Consider the following 22,972-nt stretch of genomic DNA (forward strand, 5'->3'; position numbering starts at 1 on the left):
CAGAAGGCAGAATATATCATATAGTATCACATGTATTCGGCGGCAGTTGGCGAACTCCTTCTTGGGCGCGTGTCAACTCTGGAGCCGGGTGAGGCAAATGGTAGAAGCCAATAATCGCGAACGCGCCGCCCTTGAGAAGGCGGCGCGTCAGCAGGGGTAATTCCTTAAACGATTCTCCATAGCCAGCGGGGGGGCTCACGCTAATATCGCTACCCAGCAACCTTCCCGAACGCCTTTTTGCTGCGGCTCGCGATGAACAGGAACCCGATATACACCACCAGCGCGACCGGTAGTGTGAGTATCCCCATCCCGTACCCGGCCAGGATGTACGCGACGAGCGACGCGGCTGCGGCGGTCAACGCGTACGGCAACTGGGTGACCGTGTGGTCTACCAGATCAACCCCGCCAGACATCGCCGACATGATTGTCGTATCGGATATCGGCGAACAGTGGTCGCCGAGCAGACCGCCGCTGAGCACGGCTCCGATGGTGACTATCACGTTCCCACCCAGGCCGTGCGCGAGCGGGATAGCCAGAGGCATGAATATGGCGAACACGCCCCACGAGCTGCCCGTCGCAAACGACGCGATGCAGGCAAATATGAACACGATCGCGGGTATCAAGGCCGGTGAGAGAATCCCACGCGCGGCTTCCACTATCACGTTCGCTGCTCCGAGCTTCTGCGTCACACCGCCCAGCGACCACGCCAGGACGAGTATCGTGAGCACCTCGGCCATGTTCTTGATGCCACCAACGAACGTGCCGACGGCCTGGTGGAAGGTCATGACCTTCTCGCGGATGACGAGGATCATCGCCACCAGCGAACCGCAGAGGAATCCGGACGTGACGCCCACGCGGATCTTCATGCCGGGCATGATCTTGGTCGGGAAACCTAGACTTACGAATATGGCGAACATGACGACCATCATCGTGATGAGCGGCGCCGCCATCAGGATGAGTCTCGGCGGCTTCTCGCTCTGGACGGGCTTCTCGGAGTCGAGGTTGATCGCGGAACCCGGCCGCAGAATCTGCCCGCCCTGGACCCTCTTCTCAGCGCCCAGCATCGCCCCCATGTCGAGGCCGAAGATCGCCACCAGGGCCACTCCCACGACCGTGAGTAATGCGTAGAACTGGTACGGTATCGCGCTCACGAACGCATCCCACTCGCTCTGAGCGATCTGCAGCGCCTTGAACTGTTCCGCGATCAATCCCATGTTGTAGACGCCCCAGCCTATGAACGGTATGAGGCAGCACACGGGCGAAGCCGTCGAGTCGATTATGTAGGCGAGCTTCTCCCTCGAACACTTGATACGGTCGAAGATTGGCCTGAATACGGGGCCGATCAGGAGGCAGTTGGCCGAGTCGGAGAAGAATATCACGAGACCCATCAGCCAGCCGGCGAGTTGCGCCTTCGCCTTCGAGTTGGCCCAGCGAGTAGCCCAGTTGCCGAACGCCATGGCGCCCCCGGACCTCTCCACGAGCGCCACGAACCCGCCGATGATGGACATCTGGATAATGAGCTGAGCGTTACCGGTGGAAGTGAGCTGCTTGAAGAAGTAATCCTCGATCATGCTGAGGAAACCGGCCACCGGGTTCAAATCTTTCAGCATTACGGACCCCAGCAGCACCGCGATGAAAAGCGATGATGTCACACTCCTCGTCACAACTGCCAGCACTATGGCCAGTACCGAGGGCAAGAGGGAGAGAATTCCCCAGTTCATCGATTGTCACCCTCCTTTAAGTGAGGCGGAGTAACGCAGTCACCCGGCCAATCCGAGAGCTACCTCGGGCGGCGTGTAGGGCCTGGATTGAACGATTGACGTTTCCTTGTGCGTGAGGACGCCGTTGTACGTAGTCAAAGCATTCAGTATGCACTGGTCGCCGCGACAGGCTTCGACGACCCCCTTGCTGGCGATGGCGAGTACCCTGGCGGAGATAGCGTAGGCGTACGCAATCGACGCCGTCCACGGCACCGCTCCGGGGATATTGTCGACGCAGTAGTGGGTCACCCCCTCGACCTCGAAGGTGGGATTGTCGTGTGTCGTCGGCTCGCAGGTCTCGATGGCCCCCGCGCGGTCACAGCTAATGTCGACGATGATCGACTTCGGCTTCATCAGCTTCAGCATTTCCCTGGTAATGAGGTGGTCCGTCCTCTCCTTGGGCCACTTCACCGCGTTCACCACGAGGTCCACGTGGGGGAGGCATCCCCTGATGTTGTACGGCGTGGAGAACATGGTGTTGAGCCCGTGGGGGAACACGTGCTTGATCGCCCTGAGCCTGGGCCTGTCCACATCGGCGACCGTGACGTTTGCGCCAAGGTTCACCAGTACCTCGAGAGCACTGACCCCCACGATACCCGCCCCGAGCACGAGGACATTCGCCCCCGGTACCCCAGCGATGCCGCCGATCAGCTTGCCCGGCCCCCCGCTGGTGCTGAGAAGTTGTTGTACGCCCATCAGTGCGCCGAGTTTTCCCGCGACTTCCGAGTTGGGAGTCCCCTGCGGGTGCGTATCCTCGGCCGCGAACGAGATGCAACCTTTCTCCAGCAAGACGTCAGTTTCCTCGCAGTTGAGGGCCGTGTGAAGGTTCGTGAAGATGATGTGGTCTTTCCTCAACAGGCCGTATTCTGGGGGAAGAATCTCCTTGACCTTAACAATGAGCTGAGCCTCCTTGTACACCTCCTTCATGTCATCACGGATGACCGCTCCCACCCTGCGGTATTCCTTATCGGGGAAGCCGGCGTTCGTCCCCGCGTCCTTTTCGATGATCACTTCGTGGCCTTCGCCTGCATACAGTTCCACCTGCTCAGGCGTGATTGCCACCCTCGACTCGTTGTTCTTGATTTCCTTCGTGCAGCCGATGATCAATGTGGATCCTCCTCTCCCCGTCTACCCGTATCCGGCGCCGGAAAGACAAGAGCAAGGAGTGTGCCGGAAGCATACTCCCTGCTCAGGCGGGGGGCCCCCGCGAGGATCCCGGTGATCGGTCGCTTGAAATGTCAGATTGTCGGCACCACCGGCCCAATGTTGTACCTGGCCAACTTGGACTGCATAGTCTGCCTGGGGATCTTCAGTAGCCTGGCGGCCCTGGATACATTGCCGCCGGTCATGTTAATGGCCTTCCGGATTAGCTGGCGCTCTACAAGCTCCACGGTCTCCTTCAGGGGGTGTACGGTCGCCGTCTCAATGCCGTCTCTCTGCGGGAACTCCCTGAAGTATTCGGGGAGGTGTTCGACCTCCATGACGTCTTGTATCTCGGGCATTATGTTGATGGCGTGCTCGATTACGTGCTCCAGCTCTCGCACGTTCCCCGGCCAGGCGTACAGCCTGAACAGGTCCATGACCTCCCTCGACACCTTCGTCACCGGTCTGCGAGCGAGTTCGGCGTGTTTGCCGATGAACCAGCCGGTCAGCAGGTGGAGATCGTCGAGCCTCGCCCTCAGCGGCGGAATCGTCAGGTTTATGGCGTTAAGCCGGTAGAACAGGTCGGGACGCAGGCGCCCCTGCCTCAGCGACTCGCCGGGAGGCTGGCTCGACGAAGCGATTATCCTTACATCGAACTGGCGCATTCGCGAGTCCCCGAGCCGCCGTACGAAGCCGTCCTGCAGCACGCGCAGGAGCTTCGCCTGCAAGTGAAGCGGCATGGAGTCTATCTCATCGAGATACAGCGTGCCTCCGCTTGCCAGTTCGAACAGCCCGGGGAGGTCGGTCGCGCCGGTGAAGCTCCCCCTGACCGTCCCGAAAAGGATACTCTCCAGCAATGAATCCGGGATCGCGGCGACGTTCTGTGAGATGAACGGGTTCTCCCTGCTCGGACCCTCGTTGTGTATCGCGTGGGCCAGCAGCTCCTTCCCGGTGCCGGTCTCCCCGACGATGAAGACCGGGGACCTGCCGGCGGCCACCCGCCGCACCTTCTCCTTCAGGTCGACCATCTGTGGATTCGACGTCAGGATATCGTCGAGCGAATACCTGGCGCGGTCCGGCTGCAGGTTCCTGTCCATCAACGCCCAGGCGCTGCGGCGGATCGCTTTACAGAGGAGGTCGGCGGGCGGGTTCTCGTCGTCCCCTTTTACCAGGCACTTCGAGATCTCGATCGCCCCGACTATCCGGTTGCCGCTCTTGATCGGGAACGTGCAGTTGGTCGTCGTTATCGTGTTCCCCCGCAGGTCCACGACTCTTTGCTGCGGCTTGTACACCGGCCTTCCCCGTTTGATGGCATTCAGCAGCGTGCTGTTCTCGGCCGTCACGCTGGGAAAAGCCTCGAACAGTCGCATCCCGACTATGTCGTCGAGCCTGCCCGTGTCCCCCGCCAGCCGCCGGTTGAACTTGACCGAGAAGAGTATCGTCCCCGAAAGGTCGATAACGGTGATACCGTCGATGTACTCGAACCTGTTGAGAACAGGGTCGTTCCGCCTGCGCATCGTTTCGTCCACCTTTCGGCACTAGTGCCGGTTCACCGGCACCACTTTCCCAACCACGTATGCTTCTCTCCCGCAAGGGTTCTTCCTTCTGCACGGCCACGGCGTGGCGCAACACGGCAGGGCATTACGCCTGTTCTTGGGTGTGCGCACGCGCAAGGTAGGCGAGTGGAACCGTGGGCCGTGACCCCGGGTAGTAAACAAGGCGGCCACTGCTGTCGATGTATATGTTTTGAGCAGCCTTTTTTGGCTCCAGGAGGCGAAATAGGGAGTGGGTACGGAAGCAGCGGCGACCGCGGTCATAAAGAGCCTGCCGCTACCGAGCTTCATCCTTCAGGCGGGCTTCGTGAGGCTCGCCAACGCGAAGATGGTCGACCTCACCGAATACACAGCGGAGGAACTCTACAGGACTCCCTTTTTGAGCATGGTGCACCCGGAGGAGCGACTTGAACTGGAGGCTCTCTGCAACAGCAAGTCCGGGCAATGCCTGAACGAATTCAGCATCGTGACCCGCAGCGGGCGCCGCGTGTTCCTCGAAGGCGCCATGTGCCCGACGGTGTTCGACGGCTCCTGCGCGGTGTTGTTCCAGGTCGTCGACATAACCCAGCACAAACTCAAGTCCGAGGCGCTCGCCGTAAGCGAGGTAAGGTACCAGGAGACGGTCGATTCCCTGATGGAAGTGGTCTTCGAACTCGACCTGGAAGGGCGGGTGGTCTTCGGCAACAGGCGGGCGTACGATCTCTTCGGGCTGACGCATGACGACTATGAATGCGGGCTCCGCGCGATAGACTTCATCTGCCCCGAGGACCGCGCAAGGTGCGAGGATAACATTCGCAGGATCATGCTGGGTGAGAGCATCGGGGTCAGCGAGTACTGGGCGCGGCGCTCCGACGGCGCGAGGTTCCCCGTGCTGGTCGCTTCAAGCCCAATCATTCGAAACGGTAAGCCCGTCGGGGTTCGCGGTGTCCTTCTCGACGACAGCGTAAGGAAGCAAGGGGACGACATCCTCAAGCGGTACGAGCTTCTCTCCCGGCACACTCACGACATAATCCTATTCATCGGTGATGACGGCCGGATACTTGAGGCTAATCAGACGGCAGTGGAGATTTACGGCTACTCGCGGGACGAGCTGCTCTCCATGAATGTCGACGAGATAATAGGCGAGCGCTCGAGTCCGCCGGGCCTCAGGCCGGCGCGGCCAGGCTCGAATCGCGGGGCGGACCGAGCCGCCGGTCAGGCCTCAGGTTGCAGCGACGCTCAGAGCGTGCTGTTCGAGGCCGTATGCCGTCGCAAGGATGGCAGCGTATTCCCCGCCGAGATAAGCTCGCAAAGCGCGGTTCTCGCCAACGAGCATATGCGCATCGCGATCGTCCGCGACGTGTCGGAACGAAAGCGTACCGAGCAGGAGATGACGTATCTCAGCCTGCATGACCCGCTCACCAACCTGTTCAACCGGGCATATTTCGAACAGGTAACCAGGGGCGGGCGCGATACGCCCCTTCCCACGGGCATCATCGTCTGCGATGCGGACGGGTTGAAACTGGTTAACGACACACTCGGCCACAAGAACGGCGACGCTTTGCTCGTGGCCATCGCCGAGGTAATAAGGGAATCCGTCCGGAAGGACGACATCGTGGCGCGGATAGGCGGCGACGAGTTTGCCGTACTGCTGTCCGACTGCGACAGGGCAACCGTCGAGGAGATCTGCGGCCGGATACGAAGGGCATTTGAATTCCACAACGCGCTGGAGCCGGAGCTGGCCCTGAGTGTTTCCATAGGTTTCGCCTACGATGAGTCCTGCGAGGATATTGAAGCCCTGTTCAAGGACGCCGACAACAACATGTACAGGGAGAAACTCCAGCGCAGCCAGAGTACGCGAAGCATCCTGGTACAGACCCTTATGAAGACCCTGGAGACCAGGAACGCGGGCTTGCTGACGCACGCCGAAAGGGTCCAGGAGCTGGCCGCCGGACTGGCCACGGTGATTGGCCTTCCGCAGTACAGGACCGGAGGCCTCGCGCTCCTGGCCAAGTTCCACGACATAGGCAAAGTTGGAGTGCCGGACCGGATCCTCTTCAAGCCTTTCCCTCTAACCCGGGAGGAATGGGAGGAGATGTGCAGGCATTGCGACATCGGTCACCGGATAGCACACTCGGTGCCGGATCTCGCCCCCATCGCCGACTGGATCCTCAAACACCACGAGTGGTGGAACGGCAGCGGTTATCCGCTTGGGCTGAAAGGGGAAGAGATTCCGCTCGAATGCAGGATACTGGCCATCGTCGACGCTTACGATGCGATGACGAGCAACCGAGCGCACCGTCGCGCCATGTCTCACGTGGAAGCCGTGGAAGAGCTGAGGCGGTGTGCGGGGACCCAGTTCGACCCGGCGCTGGTCGGAGCGTTTATCCAGATGTTCGAGCCTGGGTCTTCCACCACGCTCGAGCCTTCGGTCCATCTTCCCTCGTGAAACCGGTCGTACACTCGCACCCCGCACCTTCCGCGGCATGACAAGGCCGAACTTTGACCATATGTGCTCGGCCACAGCGGTCGCCACACGGTGTTCTGGGGTGATCTTCAGGTCCTCGACCTGCTCCGGGGCCATGTCGATGACCTTGCCATCTTTGAGCCGCCAGATGGCGATAGCCAGGTGAGTCAGGAGCGCGATGCGGGCGGTGTCGCTGAAAGAAAGGTTAAGCGATGATTCCGCGTAGAGGACCTGGGACTTCAGGAAGCGGAGGCTCTCCGAGCTCATTTCGGCAAAGACGGGCGCAAGCAAAATGGCGTTCCTCTCGGTGTTCCAGGCGCAATGGGACTGGGCCGCCTCGATGTGAGCCAGAAACTTCACAACATCTTCGATAGCGGATTTCATGAGGATGTCCGCTACCGCTTGCCGGACCGTGGTCTCCGGAGCTACCACGCGAACTCCCCGTCCCGGGGCGCTGTCCACCTTCAGCCCGTATCTGGCTGCGAGCTCCTGCTTCACAAGTCTGAGATCCGCTTGGACCGTGGTTCTGGTGACTCCTATTACTTCGCCGATCTCGGTGGACGTCTTGTAGTCTTCCGATAGTAGCAGTACGGCGGCAAGAACGCTGCGGCGCTGGTCGGCGGAGAACTTGAACCCGTAGGAATTGCTCTGTGACAACTCATTAAGAAGAGCCGCACACGTCCCCGGGCTCGTCTTTACCCAAACACCCGTGCGCCCCTTGCGCTGCAGTTCGAGACCCCTGGTCCGGAGCCAGCACCTGATGTCATCCAGGTAGTACCTGATCATTCGCGGGCTGCAACCCGCTCTGGCAGCCAGCTTGCGAACGGCAAGAGGGCGCTTCTCTTCAAGCAGGTGGGTCAGCACTGCAATGGCGCGGGCGTTGAGGGATACTATCACGGTTCTCTCCTCCAGCCAGAGTGCTTGCCCGGTGCGTACCGCATCATGCGTCGGATCACTTTCGCGATTGGGTTGTGAATCCTCTTGGCGGGCTCGGCCAGAATACTTCCCCAAAACATGTGCAAAACGCGGGCTAAAGGACGTGTCCGTCGGCTTTTGTACACGGGGTCTATAGCGCACCCACGCAGACTGGGTTCCCGGGCCAATGTCACGTGCCCCAGCTACTGCTAAACTGTAAGATAGCAGATATTATTGACCCAAACCGGGTCAAGAACACCAACAAAGCAGAAGGAGGGTGCCTGTATGACTGAGGACAAAGCGCGAAAAGGGTTCCTCGAGAGGGTGAAGGTTCCGCACGTCTACACCCTGATCTTCGTAATACTCGTACTGGTAGCCATCGGGACCTATCTGATTCCGGCAGGTGCGTTCAACAGGGTCAAAGACGCGGCCACTGGACGAACCGTGGTAGACCCGAATTCATTCCACGCCGTTAAGCAGGCCCCAATCGGAATCCTCGACCTTTTCGTAGCGATCCCTTCAGGAATGGAAGCAGCGGTAAACATCATGATGCTGGTTGTGCTCGTGTGTGCGGCATTCGAGATCGTTACCGCTTCAGGGGCGTTCAAATCCGGCATCACGTATTTGATGAAGGCGTTTCAGGGGAAAGAGACGTTCATCCTCATCGGCGTCACGATCCTGTTCTCGGCTATAGGCGCTTTCCTCGGGTGGGCTGAGGGGAACCTGGTATTCGTCCCGCTGGGGGTATCGCTCGCCAGGGCGATGGGATACGACGCGCTGGTAGGCGCGGGTATCGTATTGCTCGGAGGGGCGGCCGGCTTTACATCGGGCGTACTCAACATCTACACCACTGGAATTTGCCAGGCGCTTGCGGGGCTCCCACTGTTTTCTGCGCTCGACTTCAGGATGGTCTCATACGTGCTCTTCACCGGCATTGGTATCGTTTACATCACCAGGTATGCGCGGCGGATCAAGGGGCGCCCCGACCTGAGCCTGGTCGCCGACGTTGAAGCCAAAGCCGAAAAGGTCGACCTCGGATCGGTAACGGACTTCACAGCCAGGCACAGACTCATTCTGGCCGTGGTAGCCGTGGGGTTCATCGCCGTAGCGTACGGGACTACCAAACTCGGCTGGTATCTCAAGGAGATTACTGGCGTTTTCATCCTGATAGGCATATTGAGCGGGTTACTCGCCGGGATGAGCGCCGATCAGATGGCTCAGCACTTCGCCGCCGGGGCCAAGACGATAATCCCGGCGGCGCTGACCATAGGGTTTGCGCGATCGGTGCTCGTCGTGATGGAGAAGGGCCAGATACTCGACAGCATAGTCAACGGCCTTGCCACGATGCTCAAAGGCCAGCCCTCGGCGTTTGTCGCGCTGGGCATATTCCTCATCACCGCGTTCTTCAACGTCTTCGTCATTTCCGCGAGCGGCAAGGCCGTAACCATGCTACCCATACTCCTCCCGCTGGCGGACATCATGAAGGTACCCCGTCAAGTAACTATACTTGCTTTCCAGTTCGGCGATGGTTTCACCAACTGGTACTGGCCCACGTCCGCCATAACCATGGCCGGCCTCGCCATGGCGGGAGGTATCCCTTATGACAGGTGGGCGAGGTGGGCCGGCCCGCTCATGCTCATCTGGCATGCGCTCGCGGCCGCGCTTGTCGTAATTGCCCAGATGATCGGGGTCGGACCTTTCTGAGTCACCACAACGGCCCGGTGTCGAAATCAGTTCTCTCTGAGGGAGTGCATTGTATGAACAAGCACGTCGATCTCGTGCTGGTTAACGGCCGGGTGGTCACGATGGACTGGCGGCTGCCGCTGGCGAAGTCGGTGGCGATCGCCGGGGAGAAGATCATCTGGGTCGGGGACGACCCTGAGTCCGCCGGTGTCATCGGGAAGCATTCAAGGGTAGTCGATCTCGGCGGTAGGGTGACGCTGCCTGGTTTCATCGATGCCCACGTTCACTTCATGCAGACCGGCCTCGACGAAACCGCGCTCAACCTCTCAGGGACGCGTAATCTTGAGGCCCTGTTCTCGGTCATCAAGGACAGGGCTGGCTCGCTCCCTGGTAGGGAATGGCTGCGCGCATACGGCTACGATGAGACCAGACTCGAGGAAAAACGCCATCCGACGCTCGCGGAGATCGATTCAGTCACAGGCGAAAAGCCCACGTTCATCAGCAGGATCGACGCCCACTCCTGCCTCGTCAACTCGACGGCGTTTAGACTACTCGAGGTGCCTGGCGGGACAGAAGGAGTTGAAACGGACTCCGAGGGGCATTTCACGGGCAGATTATTCGCAGTGGCCAACGGCTACGCACGAAAGAGACTTGTCGAAGTCCTGCTTGACAACGATGCCCGCCGCAGGGCGCTCATGCTTGCCGCACGCAAGGCTCTCCGGGTCGGAATCACCACCGTCCATGCTCTGGAGGGAGGCAGCCTCTTCAGCGACAAGGATGTCGATGCCCTGCTTGACATCCAGGACGAGCTCCCCCTGAGGACAGTCCTGTATCATCAGATAATGGAACTTGACAAGATCGCGGCACGCGGACTCAAACGCGTTGGGGGCTGTATCACGGTCGACGGGTCCCTGGGCTCGCGAACTGCGGCGCTTCTCGAGCCGTATGCGGATGCGCCCGGCCACAAGGGTATCCTGTATTATTCGGACGAAGAAGTGCAGGAGTTCGTATCCAGGGCAAACAAGGCGGGGCTTCAGATCGCAATGCACACAATAGGGGATGGCGCAATCGAACAGCTGATGAGGGCATATGAGAAGGCGCTAAGCGAGTACCCGAGACCCGACCACAGGCACCGCTTCGAACACTTCAGTGTGCCCACACACGATCAGATAGAGCGTGCCGCCAGGATTGGCGCCGCGGTATGCATCCAGCCCGCGTTTGACCTCTATACCAGCTACACGATGATGCCGGTGAGGCTCGGCCCCGAGAGGTTTCAGAGGGCGTACCCGCAGAGAACGCTGCTGGAAGCGGGGCTGCTGGTCGGGGGCGGTTCTGACTCCAGCATAACACCCATCAACCCGATGCTGGGGGTGCACAGCGCCGTAAACCACTCCCACTGCGAGGAGCGCCTGAGCGTGTTCGAGTCTTTGAGACTCTTCACGCTGGATGCGGCAGCCCTGGCTTTCGAAGAGGGCGCTAAAGGCACTATTACGCCCGGCAAGCTCGGGGACATTGCGGTCCTGGCGGAGAACCCGTTTACCGCGGATACTGACTCGTTGAAAGATATAACAGTCCAGATGACAATCGTCGGAGGCAAGGTAGTGTATGAGGCCAACTACTGAAACCCCGGAGGGCGTTGCGGGGGTTATCGCGCAGGTCTCCGATGGTATCCGCGACGTCCACGTCCGCAGGCTATCGCTCCTGGGAGCGATCTGAGGAGGGTTCGGGGCGCAGGAGCGCGTGGATGAGGAATCCGAGATACAGTCTAAACCGGTCATTCGCGTCGCTGATGCGGTGGCCGGTTATCTCCTCTATTTTCGTGAGGCGATAATCCAGCGTGTGACGGTGAACGAACAGCGCCTTTGCCGCGTCCTTACGGCTACTCACTCTCAGGAAAGTGTCCAGGGTGCGGCACAAATCCGTTGAGTTCTCCTTGTCGTACTCCGCAAGTGGGCCTACAGTCCTGTTGTAGAATTCCTCCAGGCTCGACTTGTCCTTGACACTGACCAATATTGATAGGGGTTCGATCTCGGAGTACTCGGACACGAATCCACTTCTCCAGAGACAGCGGCCAACCTCCAGGGCCTTGATCGCCTGCCGAAAGCCCTTCTGGAATTCAGGCCAGCTCCTGACGGGCAAACCGACTCCGACGGAGACCGGCGTGTCACCCGCAGCTGCAATCTCCCTCCGCACGGCGGTCCAGTCCATGGCCGCCGGTCTTGACCCCTTCCCTCCGGCTTCGTCGGTTGAATAGACAACAACGACCAGGTTCCCGATCACTTTGGCCATGGTACAGCGCCGCGCCAGGATGCTTCGGACCATGGCCGTGCTCCTTCGAGCCTCCGGGACGGCGGTATCCTCCCCATCACCCAGACTAACGACGGCGACCTTATACGTCCTCGAGAGCGTTATTCCCAGAGCACCCGCTCGAATCAGGGCTCCGTATCTCGAGACAGAGCTGCTGTCGAGTATCTCGTCGAAGAATTCCCCGATGAATGACCCTTCGTCTTCGGAGCCGTCTTCGACTTCCCGAGGAGTGCGGATGGGTGCGACCAGATTACCCAGCTGTCTCGAGTTCTCCAGCAGGCGGATGTGCCTGTTGGTCAGCTCGTCGAGTAGTGCCCTCGTGATCTTCCCGAAGGTGATCTTGGGAGGTATCTCGATAACCGGCAGGCCGTGCCGGTCCGCGTCATCGATGAGGCGGGCCGGAATACTGTTGATGTAATACCCGGGCTGAATGGCCAGCGCCGCCAGGTTTCGCGAGCAGAGATTGCCCACCAGCCCCTCGAGCAAATGGGAGCCCTCGAAAAGCCCATAACCTGTCGAGATCAGGAATTCTCCCTCCTGGAGCTGCTCGAGGGAGTCAAGGATCTCCATCAAGTTAACCCAGGTAACCCTTCTGTCGCAGTGTTCTTTGCCGGCTACCAATCTGGCGCCCCGCAGGACATCCAGTGAAAGGACGTCCCAAACGTTCATTGCTTCTGCCCCCAACGCGTATCATGATCGCCGACCAGACAACAGCGCAGGATTTCTCCGCTCTGGCCCACGACCCCTTTGGGAATTACTGAGCGCGTCCACATATCCGCTTAAGCAACGTGCACTACGCTGGCCAAAGAATGGAGCCGGCGGTGGGATTCGAACCCACGACCTGCGGTTTACGAAACCGCTGCTCTGCCACTGAGCTACGCCGGCTGGTGCTGGGACGTTTGGATGGGAGGCATCCAACTCTCAATCGGGCGGTTACCTCTGTACCCTCAAGTCCCCATATGCAAAAAAATGGAGCGAGAGACGGGATTCGAACCCGCGGCCCTCGGCTTGGGAAGCCGATGTTCTACCACTAAACTACTCTCGCTCGGGCTCTCGCATCCTGTATTATATCGTTACGCGAGCAAAAGATCAAGGAACGGCGCCAAACGTCGCTGCCCAGACGCGCGGATTCCCTAGAAGCATTCCTCCACGCAGATGGTTTGCGCCCTGTCGCGGCCGGCCGAGATGATGGACATCTTTGCTCCTACCAGATCCTCGAGCCGCGCGATGTAGCGGCGAACGCCCGCGGGCAACTGCTCGAACGATGTGGCCGACGAGCAGTCCTCCCACCCGTCCATCTCCTCGTAAACCGGCTCGCACTTCGCCAGTTCCGCAATGCTGTTCGGGTAGCCGGTGGTAACCTTCGACCCCACGCGGTACGCGGTGCATATCTTGACCTTCGGGAGTCCCGACAGGGTATCGATCTTTGTCATGGCGAGGCTGGTGACGCCGTTTATCGTGGCGGCATAGCGCAGCATGACCGCGTCGACCCAGCCGATGCGCCGCGGCCGGCCGGTGGTCGTCCCGTATTCGGCGCCCTTCTCCCGGAGCCAGGCGCCCGTCTCGTCGAGCAACTCGGTAGGGAACGGGCCGCTGCCGACTCTGCTGGTGTACGCCTTGACCACGCCGATGACCTTGCTTATCCTCGTCGGCCCAACGCCCGCTCCAACGCATGCGCCGCCCGCGATTGGGTTGGAGGCCGTGACGTACGGGTAGGTGCCGTGGTCGATGTCGAGGAACGTACCCTGCGCGCCCTCGAGCAGCACCCTTTTGCCGGCGTCGATGGCCTCGTTGACGATGGACACGGTGTCCGCCACGAACGGTCGCAGCCGTCGTGCGTAACCGGCGTACGCCTCGTATACTTCGTCGAAAGCGAAGCCCGGGTCGCCGTAAAGGCGGTCGAGCACCTTGTTCTTCTCAGGCAGCACAGCCTGAAGCCGCTGCTTGAACCCATCATTGTCCATGAGATCGCCGATGCGAATGCCTATCCTGGAGTACTTATCCACATACGCGGGACCAACGCCCCGCCTGGTCGTGCCTATCCTGTTCGCCCCGAGGGTATCCTCCTGGAGCTCATCGAGGCGGCGGTGGTACGGCATGAGCACGTGTGCGGACGCGCTGATGCGCAATCCCGACACGTCGCGGCCGCGCGTGACCAGCCTGTCGAGCTCCTGCACCAGCACCGAGGGGTCGATCACCACGCCGTTGCCTATGATGCAGGTCTTCCCGGGGTACAGGATCCCTGACGGAACCAGGTGGAGCCTGTGCTCCTCGCCATCGACCACGACGGTATGGCCAGCGTTGTTGCCCCCCTGGTAGCGGACGACGACTTCGGCTTGCTCGGCAAGAACATCGGTAATTTTACCCTTACCCTCGTCGCCCCACTGCATTCCTACTACTACCGTAGCCGCCACCTGGCGTCCCTCCGTTCTGCCCTGTAGAGTTTTGATTGGACTATTACCGTGAGCCACCGTGCTACCGACAACGCAACCTCCGTCCCGTCCTCTACTGCTCGCGCGCGATGATGGCCCGCGCTGCGTGCACCCCCGAGGCCGACGCCTGCGCCAGACCGCGGGTTATACCCGCGCCATCACCCGCGGCGAACAGGTTCCTTACCTGTGATTCAAGCCCGGGCCCGACCTCCAGCCTCGACGAGTAGAACTTCACCTCGACGCCGTAAAGCAGCGTGTGGCTCGAATTCAGCCCGGGGGCAACCCTATCCAGCGCTTCCAACATCTCAAGTATATCAATCAGGTGACGGTAGGGAAGCACCAGGCTGAGGTCGCCCGGCGTTGCGTCCTTGAGAGTCGGCTGGACCATACCCTTGGCTAAGCGCTTGTCGGTAGTGCGGCGCCCCGCCTGCAGGTCGCCCAGGCGTTGCACCAGCACGCCACCCCCCAGCATGTTTGCCAGGCTCGCGATGTACTTCCCGTACGCGATCGGCTCCTTGAACGGCTCCGTGAAGCTTTTCGAAACCAGCAGCGCTAAGTTCGTATTGCTCGTCTGATAGTCGCGCCGGCTGTGGCCGTTCACGGTCACGAGCCCGCCGCTATTCTCGAGGACGACCTCGCCGTGCGGGCACACGCAGAACGTCCTGATGAGGTCGTCGAACGAGCGCGAGTAGTAGATGATCTTCGGTTCGTAGACCTTCTCCGTAATCGACTCGAGCACCACCGCGGGGACCTCGACTCTGACGCCGATGTCCACGGGGTTGGTAGCCAGGGTAAGGCGGAGCCGCTTGGCCTCCGTCGAGAACCACTCCGAGCCTCGCCTGCCGGGGGCGCAGACAACATACCTCGCGAGGATCTCTTCACCCGACTCCGTAACCACGCCGCGCACTGCGCCGCGGCCGGCGAGAATCCGTTTTACCGGGGTCTTCGTCCGTATCTCCACGCGCCCGGAAAGGTACTCGTGCATCTTCCTCAGTATTTCCGGGCAATTCTCTGTGCCGAGATGCCTGATCCTGCCGTGAAGAAGCTGCAGGCCGACGCTGGAGCATATCCTCGTCAGGTTGGCGACGGATTCGCGGTCGGTTCCGTAGACTACCTCGTTGGCGCCGAATTCAAGGTATGCCCTGTCGACGTAGTCGACGAGACCCTCAACGTCGGACTTGCTCATGTATTCGCCGAGGAAACCACCGAACTCGGACGTCAGCGTCAGCTTCCCGTCCGAGAACGCCCCGGCGCCTCCCCACCCGCTCAGCACGGAGCAGGGGGAGCAGTCGACACACTTGGCCGATCTGATGTGTCGCGGGCAGATCCTCGCGGATATATCCGCGCCGGCCTCGAGCATGAGGACCTTGAGCTGCGGCGCCTTGCGCGCGAGCTCCAGGGCGGTGAATATGCCGGCGGGACCGGCGCCCACTATGATGACATCGTAGGTGGCGCCCTTACTCGTTGCCAACCCGACTCAAACCCCCCGTCCAACGTCAGGCGCGACCACCACGCGCAGTCGCGCAAAATAATAGACCCAAATAGAAGTATGCCTGCTTCCTATCTGGGCTCACCGTATGTCCAACGAAGCCAAATCGGTTTATGTCCGCTAGTTCAAACCTTGGACCCGTATCATAATAGCAGACGACCGGCTGGAAGTCAAAAGCCACTGCGGCGGGCGTGGCTGGGGATTACTCCATCTGCTCCTCCGTGGTGGGCAGGGTGAAGCCCTGGAACCCATTCACGTGGATGAACTTGCCTGGATCGGTGGGCCTTCCCACCTTAGGCGGTAGCACCTTCGGGTATCCGACCGGCAGTAGAGCGGCTATCTCCCAGTCTGCGGGCAGGTTGAGCATGGCCTTCGCCTTCGTGGTGTCGTCCGGTGGCATTGTGCAGGAATACAGGCCGTCCTCTGCCAGTGATAGCAAGAGGTAGGCGATGGCCATCCATATCGCGGCATGCGCGTTCAGGTCGGAAGGGTCTTTGGGCACGCGTTCGTGCTTCTTCGTCCGGTACACGGGGATGATGAGTTCGGACGCAGACAAGAGCATCTCACGCTGTACGGGGAGGGCCCTGAGATATATCTTCCTGGCCTCCGGCGGAAGCCCCGCAAACCACCGCTTGAGGAGGGCGGCGTCCTTCACGTCGCGGACGCCGAGACCCTCGTCCACAACCCGCCTGCGGAACTCCCTGTCTCTGAGCAGGATGAACCCCCACTCCCACAGGTGATTGTAGGCCGGGGCCATCAACGCCGCGCGGATGGCCTTCTCGATGAGGTGGGGTTCTACGGGCCGGTCCTGGAACGACCGGATGGTTCTCCTTTGTTCAAGGACCTGCCACAAATCCATCAGCCACGCCCCCCACAGCACACCTGCTACGCCGAATACCGCTCCTCCACAGCCTGGAACTTGCCGAGGTCCTTCAGGAAGTACAGCTTCAACGAGCCCGTGGGGCCGTTCCTTTGCTTGGCGAGGATGAGCTCGATGACGTTCGACGACTCCATGTCGGGGTTCGAGTACAGGAACATGACGACGTCGGCGTCCTGCTCGATAGCGCCCGACTCGCGGAGGTCCGATAGCATCGGCCTGCGATCCTGACGCTGCTCGACCGCGCGGCTCAGCTGGGAAAGCGCGACCACGGGGACCTTGAGTTCGCGGGCGAGCGCCTTCAGCGACCTCGATATCTCCGAGATCTCCTGCTGCCTGTTCTCCACGCGGTACCGGGCCTGCATGAGCTGGAGGTAGTCGATCACCAGCAGACCCAGGCCGTGCTCGGACTTTATCCGCCTGGCCTTCGTCCTGAGCTCCATGATCGAGATGTTCGGCGTATCGTCGATGAATATCGGCGCCTCGCCCAGCCGGCCGAGCGCGCCGGACAGCCGCGTCCAGTCGGTGTCGTTGAGGAACCCCGTCCGGAGGTTCTTGCCGTCGATGCCGGCTTCGGCGCAAAGGAGCCGCTGAGCGAGCTGTTCCCGCGCCATTTCGAGTGAGAATATCGCACAGGGAGTCTTGTCCTTTATAGCGGCGTTCCTGAGTATGTTCAGGGCGAGGGTGGTTTTCCCGACCGACGGGCGAGCCGCGAGGATAACGAGGTCCGATGGCTGGAAGCCGGACGTCAGGTTGTCGAGGTCCTTGAATCCCGTCGGTACCCCGAGCGCGCCGCCCTTGTTAGCGTAAAGGAACTCGATTCGCTCGAGCGTCTCCACCAGCACGTCCTTGAGCGGGACGTACCCCTGCACGCTACGACGCTGCGAAACGCTGAATATGCGTTGCTCCGCCTCGTCGAGCAGCACCTCGACGTCCTCCTTGGCGGCGTAGGACTTCGCCACCACGTCGGTGGCCGCGCGGATCAGATCGCGCAGGATCGCCTTTTCTTCCACTATCCGGGCGTAATACTCGATGTTCGCCGCGGTCGGCACGATGTTAGCCAGCGAGGTAAGGGCGGCAACGCCGCCCACCTTGTCCAGGGTCCCCTCCTGCCGCAGCGCCTCGGTTACGGTGATCAGGTCTATCGCCTGGTTCCGGTCGAACAGCTTGGTCAGCACCCGGTAGATTACCTGGTGCGATTCATAATAGAAATCCTCCGCGCGAAGGGTCTCCATCGCCCGGAGGATTGCCTGTTTCTCTATAAGCATGGAGCCAAGGACCGACTGCTCCGCCTCGAGACTCTGTGGCGGTATTCTCTCGATAACGCCCCCGGGGCCGCCGGCTTGCGCGCCCATCTGTGTGCTCACCCGTGTCCCCTCCGTTACGCGGCAGCTCAGCCACTCAAGGATCCGCGCGTCACGCCCCCGCTGCAACCAGCGGTATGGCCTCTTCGACGGTGTCTACAAGCCTGACCTCGATACCCTGTATATTCCGAGGGATGTCCTTCTCGTTCTCCTTCGGCAGGACGACGAGTTTGACGCCTGCCTGCTTGGCGCCGTATATCTTCTCGAACACCCCGCCCACCGGCTTGACCCTGCCCTGGATAGACACCTCGCCCGTCATGGCGACGTCCTGCCGCAAGGGTTTCTTCATCAGCGCGCTCCAGATCGCGAGCGTCACCGCGAGACCCGCGGACGGTCCGTCCACACGACCGCCGCCGATCACGTTGACGTGGACGTCGTGGTTCGACATGTCCTCGCCGGTGAGCCTCCGGATGACGCTGGCGGCGTTGAAAACCGAATCTTTGGCCATGCTCCCTGCGGATTCGTTGAATCGCAGGCTACCGTGACCCTGCTCGCGTGCGGGGAACGTCACGGCCTCGATCTCCAGGATCGAGCCGAGGTAGTTCCACACGCCCAGGCCGAAAGACTTCCCGACCTCGGGGTTTCCACCGGCCTTGTGCGGGACGTTCGGCACCAGCCTGCTCGCCTGTATGACCTGGTATATGTGTTCCTCGGACAACGGCACGAACTTGCGGCTGTCCCGGGGGAACTTGAGGTCGTATACCGCGAGCGCGTAAGCGTCGGCCAGGATGCCAACCGCCTTCCGGCCCTCGATCGTGTACTCGCTTATGACCTCGACCGCCTTTTCGCTGACGCGCGCCCTCAGGCGCTTTGCGGCGCTTCGCACGATATCCTTGATGTGCTCGGGCGTGAGCGGCTCGAAGAACACCTCGGCGCACCTCGACCTGAACGCGGGGCTGATGTCTTCAGGCTCGGCGGTAGTGGCCCCGATGAGCAGGAAGTCCGCGGGCGCGCCGTCCTTGAACAGCTTCCTGATGTACTTCGGGACGCCCGGCTGATCGGGGTCGTAGTACGACGAGTCGAACACGACCCGCTTGTCCTCGAGCACCTTCAGTAGCTTGTTCTGCAGGATCGGGTCGAGCTCGCCGATCTCGTCTATGAACAGCACCCCGCCGTGCGCGTCGCTGACCAGGCCGAGTTTCGGCTCCGGCACGCCGAACTCCGCGAGGTCGCGCCTCGCACCCTGGTAAATCGGGTCGTGTACGGACCCGATCAGGGGATTGGTGGCCTCCCTCGGATCCCAACGCAGCGTGGCACCGTCGACCTCGACGAACGGCGCGTCCTTGGCGAACACGCTCGTAGAAAGCTTCTTGGCCTCCTCCAGCACTAGCCTCGCCACGGTGGTCTTGCCGACTCCAGGCGGCCCGTAAAGCAGCACGTGCTGGGGATATGGTGACGCGATCTTGGCAAGGAGCGCCCTTACGGCGCCGTCCTGCCCGACTATATCCTCCAGCGACCTCGGCCGCAGGAACTCGAGCGCCGAGCGCGCCAGACGCTTCGTCTCCATCTTCTCGAGCATAGCGTATTTCTTCAGTGTCTGCGCGTTCTCAGCGTCGGAGTCCTCCTTGAGGACCTGATTCTTTATCTCGCGGACGTACTCCTCATGCCGCTCCTGCATCCTGTCGGCGATCTTCCGCTCGATCTTCTCCTCGACCCACTTGCGCGCGATCACGTCGGCGAGATGGTCCTGGACCCTCTCGATAATGCAGGGGATGTCCTTGCGCGCCGGCGGCGCCTCGATCGTCGGGTCCTCGAAGACGAGCTTCTGCAGGGCAACCACCTGCTCTTCGAGGACGGGCGAGCGCATGCCCGCCAGGGCCCCCAGCTTACCTGCCTTGACGACGAGCTTATCGGCTCCGTAGATGTTGGCAAGCAGGCTGAACAGGACCTTTACCTGGCGCTTCAGCAACGACTCGTCTTCGAGCCTGAGCCCCAGCGCTTCCCTGCCAACCTGTCTGTTTGCGTGCGAAACCCGCTTCAAACGCTTTCTCCCTTCTTCTCCTCCACGACGTGCACCCGTATTTCCGTGGAAATCTCGTGATACAGTCTGACCTGGGCGAAGTGAAGGCCCAGCGTCTTGATGTTCTCCTCGGGCTCGATCCTTCTCTTCTCGATCTTGACCCTGTGCTGCTTCCACAGCGCGTCCGCGATGTCCTGTGAGGTAATCGATCCGAACAGGCGGCCGCCTTCCCCCGCCCTCGCGGGGACGGTAACCATCACGTTTTTGATCTTCTCGGCCGTTTTCCTCGCTTCCTCGACGAGTCGCTGCTCCCTTGCGCTCGCGGCCTCACGCGCGGTCTCGAGAGCCTTGAGACTCCCCACCGACGCCTCTTTAGCGAACCTCCGGGGGAGCAGGTAATTGCGGGCGTAGCCCTCGGCGACGTCCACCACCGCGCCCTTTTTCCCCGTCCCGCTGACGTCCTGGAGCAAGATAACCCTCACGGGGCGTCACCTCCTGAACCTGAATCCCAGCTTCCTGTAATCGAAGAATGAATCGAATACTCCAACCCAGAGCAGAACCTGCTGGAACAACGGGTTGAAGAACGCCATAGCCAGCATGACTATGCGAAGCGGTTTTGACACGTTCCACCGGTTTGCCATGAACCAGTACCCGACGGCCGACCCGTGGACCAGGAACAAGACGCTCATGAAGAACTGGATGTTGACCCCGGCTGAGTAAACCAGGCTCCACGACTGATTGTCCTTCAAGAGGCCAGTAAGGCCACCTGCGAATACACCAATCGCCGCCAGGGCCGGCATCCTCCAGGTCTCGAACTTGGGTAGTTGCTCGATGCCGTAACCCAGGCGGTTGAGAACCATGCGTGCTACCTGGAAGTTCACCAGCGAACCGCTGATGGCCGACACACCGAATAACGACGGCAGGAGGTATCCCATCATCTGGCGCGCTACGTCCGTCTGTTGCTTGACCTCTGCAATCTGCGTTTCGCTAAGCAGCCCAAATCTGCGATAGATCTCCGTGGACTGGTCGAGCGCCTGGAGAATCTCGGCGAGCATCTCCTTCGGACCTATCTTGAAGAACAGGATGGAGACCACCAGGCCGATTACGGTGGATACCAGGCCCGCGACGGCCCCTGCGGCAACTGTCACGCTCGGGGACAGCTTCCGCCTGAAGCAGAAACCCAGAGCCAGTCCGGCCAGGCCGAACGTGCTGACGCGGACGACGGCTTCAAGGGGCCCCACGAACATCCCCAGCGTCAGGCCCGAAACGATGACTGTCAGGAGGCTGATGCGAAACCCGTGCCTCAGGTACACAAGAGCCACGGGCACCGGCCAGAGCAACGCAGCTACAGTCCCGAGTACGGGAACGTAGGAACCCATGAGTGCAAGTATTATGGTGATCGCGGCCAATAGCGCGCCCTCGACGAGCGGCTTTGGGCTACTGGAACGGGCCATCATTTGCACCTCACTCGATTTGCCCCTTCTGCGGCGATGCGACTGCTTGATGCCGCGTCGTGGCGGCTGCTGCCTGGGGTCTACTCTAACATTTCCGCTGCATAGTCGCAACTACCGCGCCGGTGTGTGCGCACGTAGTGACCGTATTCTCCACCATGGAATCTAATCCCTGTACCCAGCGTTGGAGTTGAAGCCTTGATCATGCCGGATGCCTCACCGGCGGAGCCGGCGTCGATCATCCTACCTTCAACCATCACTGAAAAGCGGTGTCAATCGCCGCCCGCGACGCAAGAGCCGCCGTTTCTCTGCCGACCCCCGGAAAAAGAAACGCGGGCACCTTAGTCGTGCCCGCGAGTGTCTCCCTCGCCTTACCGCCGATCCCTGCCGTGGGTGGGCGTCTCCCGATCGGGGGGCTTGCTATTCCATCGTAAACGGCAGGAGGGCGATGTTCCTCGCCCGCTTGATGGCCACGGTCAGCTGCCTCTGGTGGTGCGCGCAGTTGCCCGAGATACGCCTGGGCAGGATCTTCCCTCTCTCGCTGATGAACTTGCGGAGGCGCGCCACGTCCTTGTAGTCGACCTCGGCGACTTTATCCACACAAAAGCCGCATACTTTTCTTTTCGGCTTTCGCCCCTTGTCCCTTCTCACTTCAGTTCCTCCCTGGGGTCACGTACGGTCCTTGAAGCGCGGGCCAGCCACCTGGCCCGCCGCCGGGACCTAGAACGGGACTTCTTCTTCGTCGCCTTTCACCTCGAGGCCGAGGTCGCCCAGGTCTTCGCCGCTCGCCTGGCCTTTCGGCCGGTCGAGGAACGACACCACGTCCGCCACGACCTCCGCGACCTTCCTCTTCTGCCCGTCCTGTGTCTCGTAAGAACGGATCTGCAGGCGCCCGTCGACCCCGACGAGCCTGCCCTTCTGGAGGTGATTGGCCACGTTCTCGGCCTGCTTTCCCCAAACGACGATGTCGATAAAATCGGTTTCCCTTTCACCCTGCTGGTTGGCGAACCGCCGGTTCACCGCCAGGCTGAACCCCGCGACCGCCTTGCCGTTGGGCGTATACCTGAGTTCAGGATCCCTGGTAAGCCGTCCGACCAGAACAATCCTGTTTAGCACTCACTTCCCATCCTTTCTTAGTCTCCCTTGCGAATAATCAAGTGCCTGATCACGTCGTCGGAAATCTTCATCACGCGATCGAGCTCAGACGAAACAGCCGGTTCCCCCGAGAAATTGACCAGCACGTATGTGCCTTCACGCTGGCCCTTGATCTCGTAGGACAACCGGCGCTTTCCCCACTTCTCGGTGTTCGTAACCGTACCGCCCTTACTCTGGAGCAGGACGCTGTACTTCTCGATAGCGGCGGTCGTCTTCTCGTCATCAAGCTCCGGATGGAGAATGTACATTACTTCATAGTCGCGCACGCTTCTCACCTCCTCCTGTGGACTGTGCGGCCCCACAGCGAGCTGTGGAGCAGGGGAGACGTGGGGCGCAGTCCCACGCTCGTGCGGCGCCGGGACTGCCCGAAATGCCCGTTGTCAAAATGGACGGCCTTCGACGGGGTCAATTATATCATCGGCTATGGGCGCGGGCAA

17 protein-coding genes, 2 tRNA genes and 2 pseudogenes are annotated in these 22,972 nt (G+C 60.9%); 3 read left to right on the forward strand and 18 right to left on the reverse strand.

Annotation, left to right across the window (positions count from 1 at the left end; all coding sequences use genetic code 11):
- Positions 1-209: 209 nt before the first annotated feature.
- From HPY55_04810 to HPY55_04820, 3 genes are all read right to left on the reverse strand, one after another.
- Entirely contained in the window at positions 210-1,721 is a 1,512-nt protein-coding gene (locus HPY55_04810) for a sodium:proton exchanger (GenBank protein NPV69960.1), read from the reverse strand.
- A 39-nt stretch (positions 1,722-1,760) separates the two neighbouring features.
- On the reverse strand, positions 1,761-2,867 hold the full coding sequence (locus HPY55_04815; protein NPV69961.1) for an alanine dehydrogenase: 1,107 nt from the start codon (positions 2,865-2,867) through the stop codon (positions 1,761-1,763).
- 131 nt (positions 2,868-2,998) lie between these two features.
- On the reverse strand, positions 2,999-4,420 hold the full coding sequence (locus HPY55_04820) for a sigma 54-interacting transcriptional regulator (protein ID NPV69962.1): 1,422 nt from the start codon (positions 4,418-4,420) through the stop codon (positions 2,999-3,001).
- Between the two features lie 268 nt (positions 4,421-4,688).
- On the opposite strand from HPY55_04820, the gene HPY55_04825 reads away from it, so the two are divergent.
- Positions 4,689-6,884 carry a PAS domain S-box protein gene (locus HPY55_04825; protein ID NPV69963.1) on the forward strand — a complete coding sequence of 732 codons (2,196 nt, stop codon included), beginning with the start codon at positions 4,689-4,691 and terminating at the stop codon, positions 6,882-6,884.
- Between the two features lie 33 nt (positions 6,885-6,917).
- Here HPY55_04825 and HPY55_04830 read toward each other — a convergent pair.
- Positions 6,918-7,286: pseudogene (locus tag HPY55_04830) on the reverse strand (PRD domain-containing protein).
- Positions 7,287-7,334: 48 nt separating this feature from the next.
- Positions 7,335-7,688 (reverse strand): annotated as a pseudogene (locus HPY55_04835) (HTH domain-containing protein).
- Between the two features lie 414 nt (positions 7,689-8,102).
- On the opposite strand from HPY55_04835, the gene HPY55_04840 reads away from it, so the two are divergent.
- Complete coding sequence (locus tag HPY55_04840; GenBank protein ID NPV69964.1) at positions 8,103-9,521, forward strand: YfcC family protein; 1,419 nt, start codon at positions 8,103-8,105, stop codon at positions 9,519-9,521.
- Between the two features lie 53 nt (positions 9,522-9,574).
- Positions 9,575-11,122 carry an amidohydrolase gene (locus tag HPY55_04845; GenBank protein NPV69965.1) on the forward strand — a complete coding sequence of 516 codons (1,548 nt, stop codon included), beginning with the start codon at positions 9,575-9,577 and terminating at the stop codon, positions 11,120-11,122.
- A gap of 70 nt (positions 11,123-11,192) precedes the next feature.
- Here HPY55_04845 and HPY55_04850 read toward each other — a convergent pair whose 3' ends face one another.
- The 13 genes from HPY55_04850 to HPY55_04910 all read right to left on the reverse strand — a co-directional run bounded on the left by HPY55_04850 (position 11,193) and on the right by HPY55_04910 (position 22,801).
- A complete protein-coding gene (locus HPY55_04850) occupies positions 11,193-12,476 on the reverse strand; it encodes a hypothetical protein (GenBank protein NPV69966.1) in 1,284 nt (427 codons plus the stop codon).
- 141 nt (positions 12,477-12,617) lie between these two features.
- A tRNA-Thr gene (locus HPY55_04855) sits at positions 12,618-12,692 on the reverse strand.
- Positions 12,693-12,777: 85 nt separating this feature from the next.
- Positions 12,778-12,852, reverse strand: a tRNA-Gly gene (locus HPY55_04860).
- Positions 12,853-12,940: 88 nt separating this feature from the next.
- Entirely contained in the window at positions 12,941-14,221 is a 1,281-nt protein-coding gene (locus HPY55_04865; protein ID NPV69967.1) for an adenylosuccinate synthase, read from the reverse strand.
- 91 nt (positions 14,222-14,312) lie between these two features.
- The gene (locus HPY55_04870) at positions 14,313-15,710 is read right to left on the reverse strand and encodes an NAD(P)/FAD-dependent oxidoreductase (protein ID NPV69968.1); all 1,398 of its coding nucleotides are present in this window, start codon (positions 15,708-15,710) and stop codon (positions 14,313-14,315) included.
- Between the two features lie 220 nt (positions 15,711-15,930).
- Positions 15,931-16,587, reverse strand: coding sequence for a hypothetical protein (locus tag HPY55_04875; GenBank protein ID NPV69969.1), 657 nt, complete (start codon positions 16,585-16,587; stop codon positions 15,931-15,933).
- 26 nt (positions 16,588-16,613) lie between these two features.
- The gene (dnaB, locus tag HPY55_04880) at positions 16,614-17,927 is read right to left on the reverse strand and encodes a replicative DNA helicase (GenBank protein ID NPV69970.1); all 1,314 of its coding nucleotides are present in this window, start codon (positions 17,925-17,927) and stop codon (positions 16,614-16,616) included.
- A gap of 94 nt (positions 17,928-18,021) precedes the next feature.
- Positions 18,022-19,905 carry an ATP-dependent protease, Lon family gene (gene lonC, locus HPY55_04885; GenBank protein NPV69971.1) on the reverse strand — a complete coding sequence of 628 codons (1,884 nt, stop codon included), beginning with the start codon at positions 19,903-19,905 and terminating at the stop codon, positions 18,022-18,024.
- 41 nt (positions 19,906-19,946) lie between these two features.
- Positions 19,947-20,411, reverse strand: coding sequence for a 50S ribosomal protein L9 (locus tag HPY55_04890; protein NPV69972.1), 465 nt, complete (start codon positions 20,409-20,411; stop codon positions 19,947-19,949).
- Between the two features lie 6 nt (positions 20,412-20,417).
- Positions 20,418-21,383: a YybS family protein gene (locus HPY55_04895; GenBank protein NPV69973.1), complete on the reverse strand. Its 966-nt coding sequence runs from the start codon at positions 21,381-21,383 to the stop codon at positions 20,418-20,420.
- 417 nt (positions 21,384-21,800) lie between these two features.
- Entirely contained in the window at positions 21,801-22,031 is a 231-nt protein-coding gene (locus HPY55_04900) for a 30S ribosomal protein S18 (protein ID NPV69974.1), read from the reverse strand.
- A gap of 69 nt (positions 22,032-22,100) precedes the next feature.
- A complete protein-coding gene (gene ssb / locus HPY55_04905) occupies positions 22,101-22,496 on the reverse strand; it encodes a single-stranded DNA-binding protein (GenBank protein NPV69975.1) in 396 nt (131 codons plus the stop codon).
- A gap of 17 nt (positions 22,497-22,513) precedes the next feature.
- Entirely contained in the window at positions 22,514-22,801 is a 288-nt protein-coding gene (locus HPY55_04910) for a 30S ribosomal protein S6 (protein NPV69976.1), read from the reverse strand.
- Positions 22,802-22,972: the final 171 nt, after the last annotated feature.

It is taken from the genome of Bacillota bacterium (assembly GCA_013178305.1).
GTDB lineage: Bacteria > Bacillota > Sulfobacillia > JABLXB01 > JABLXB01 > JABLXB01.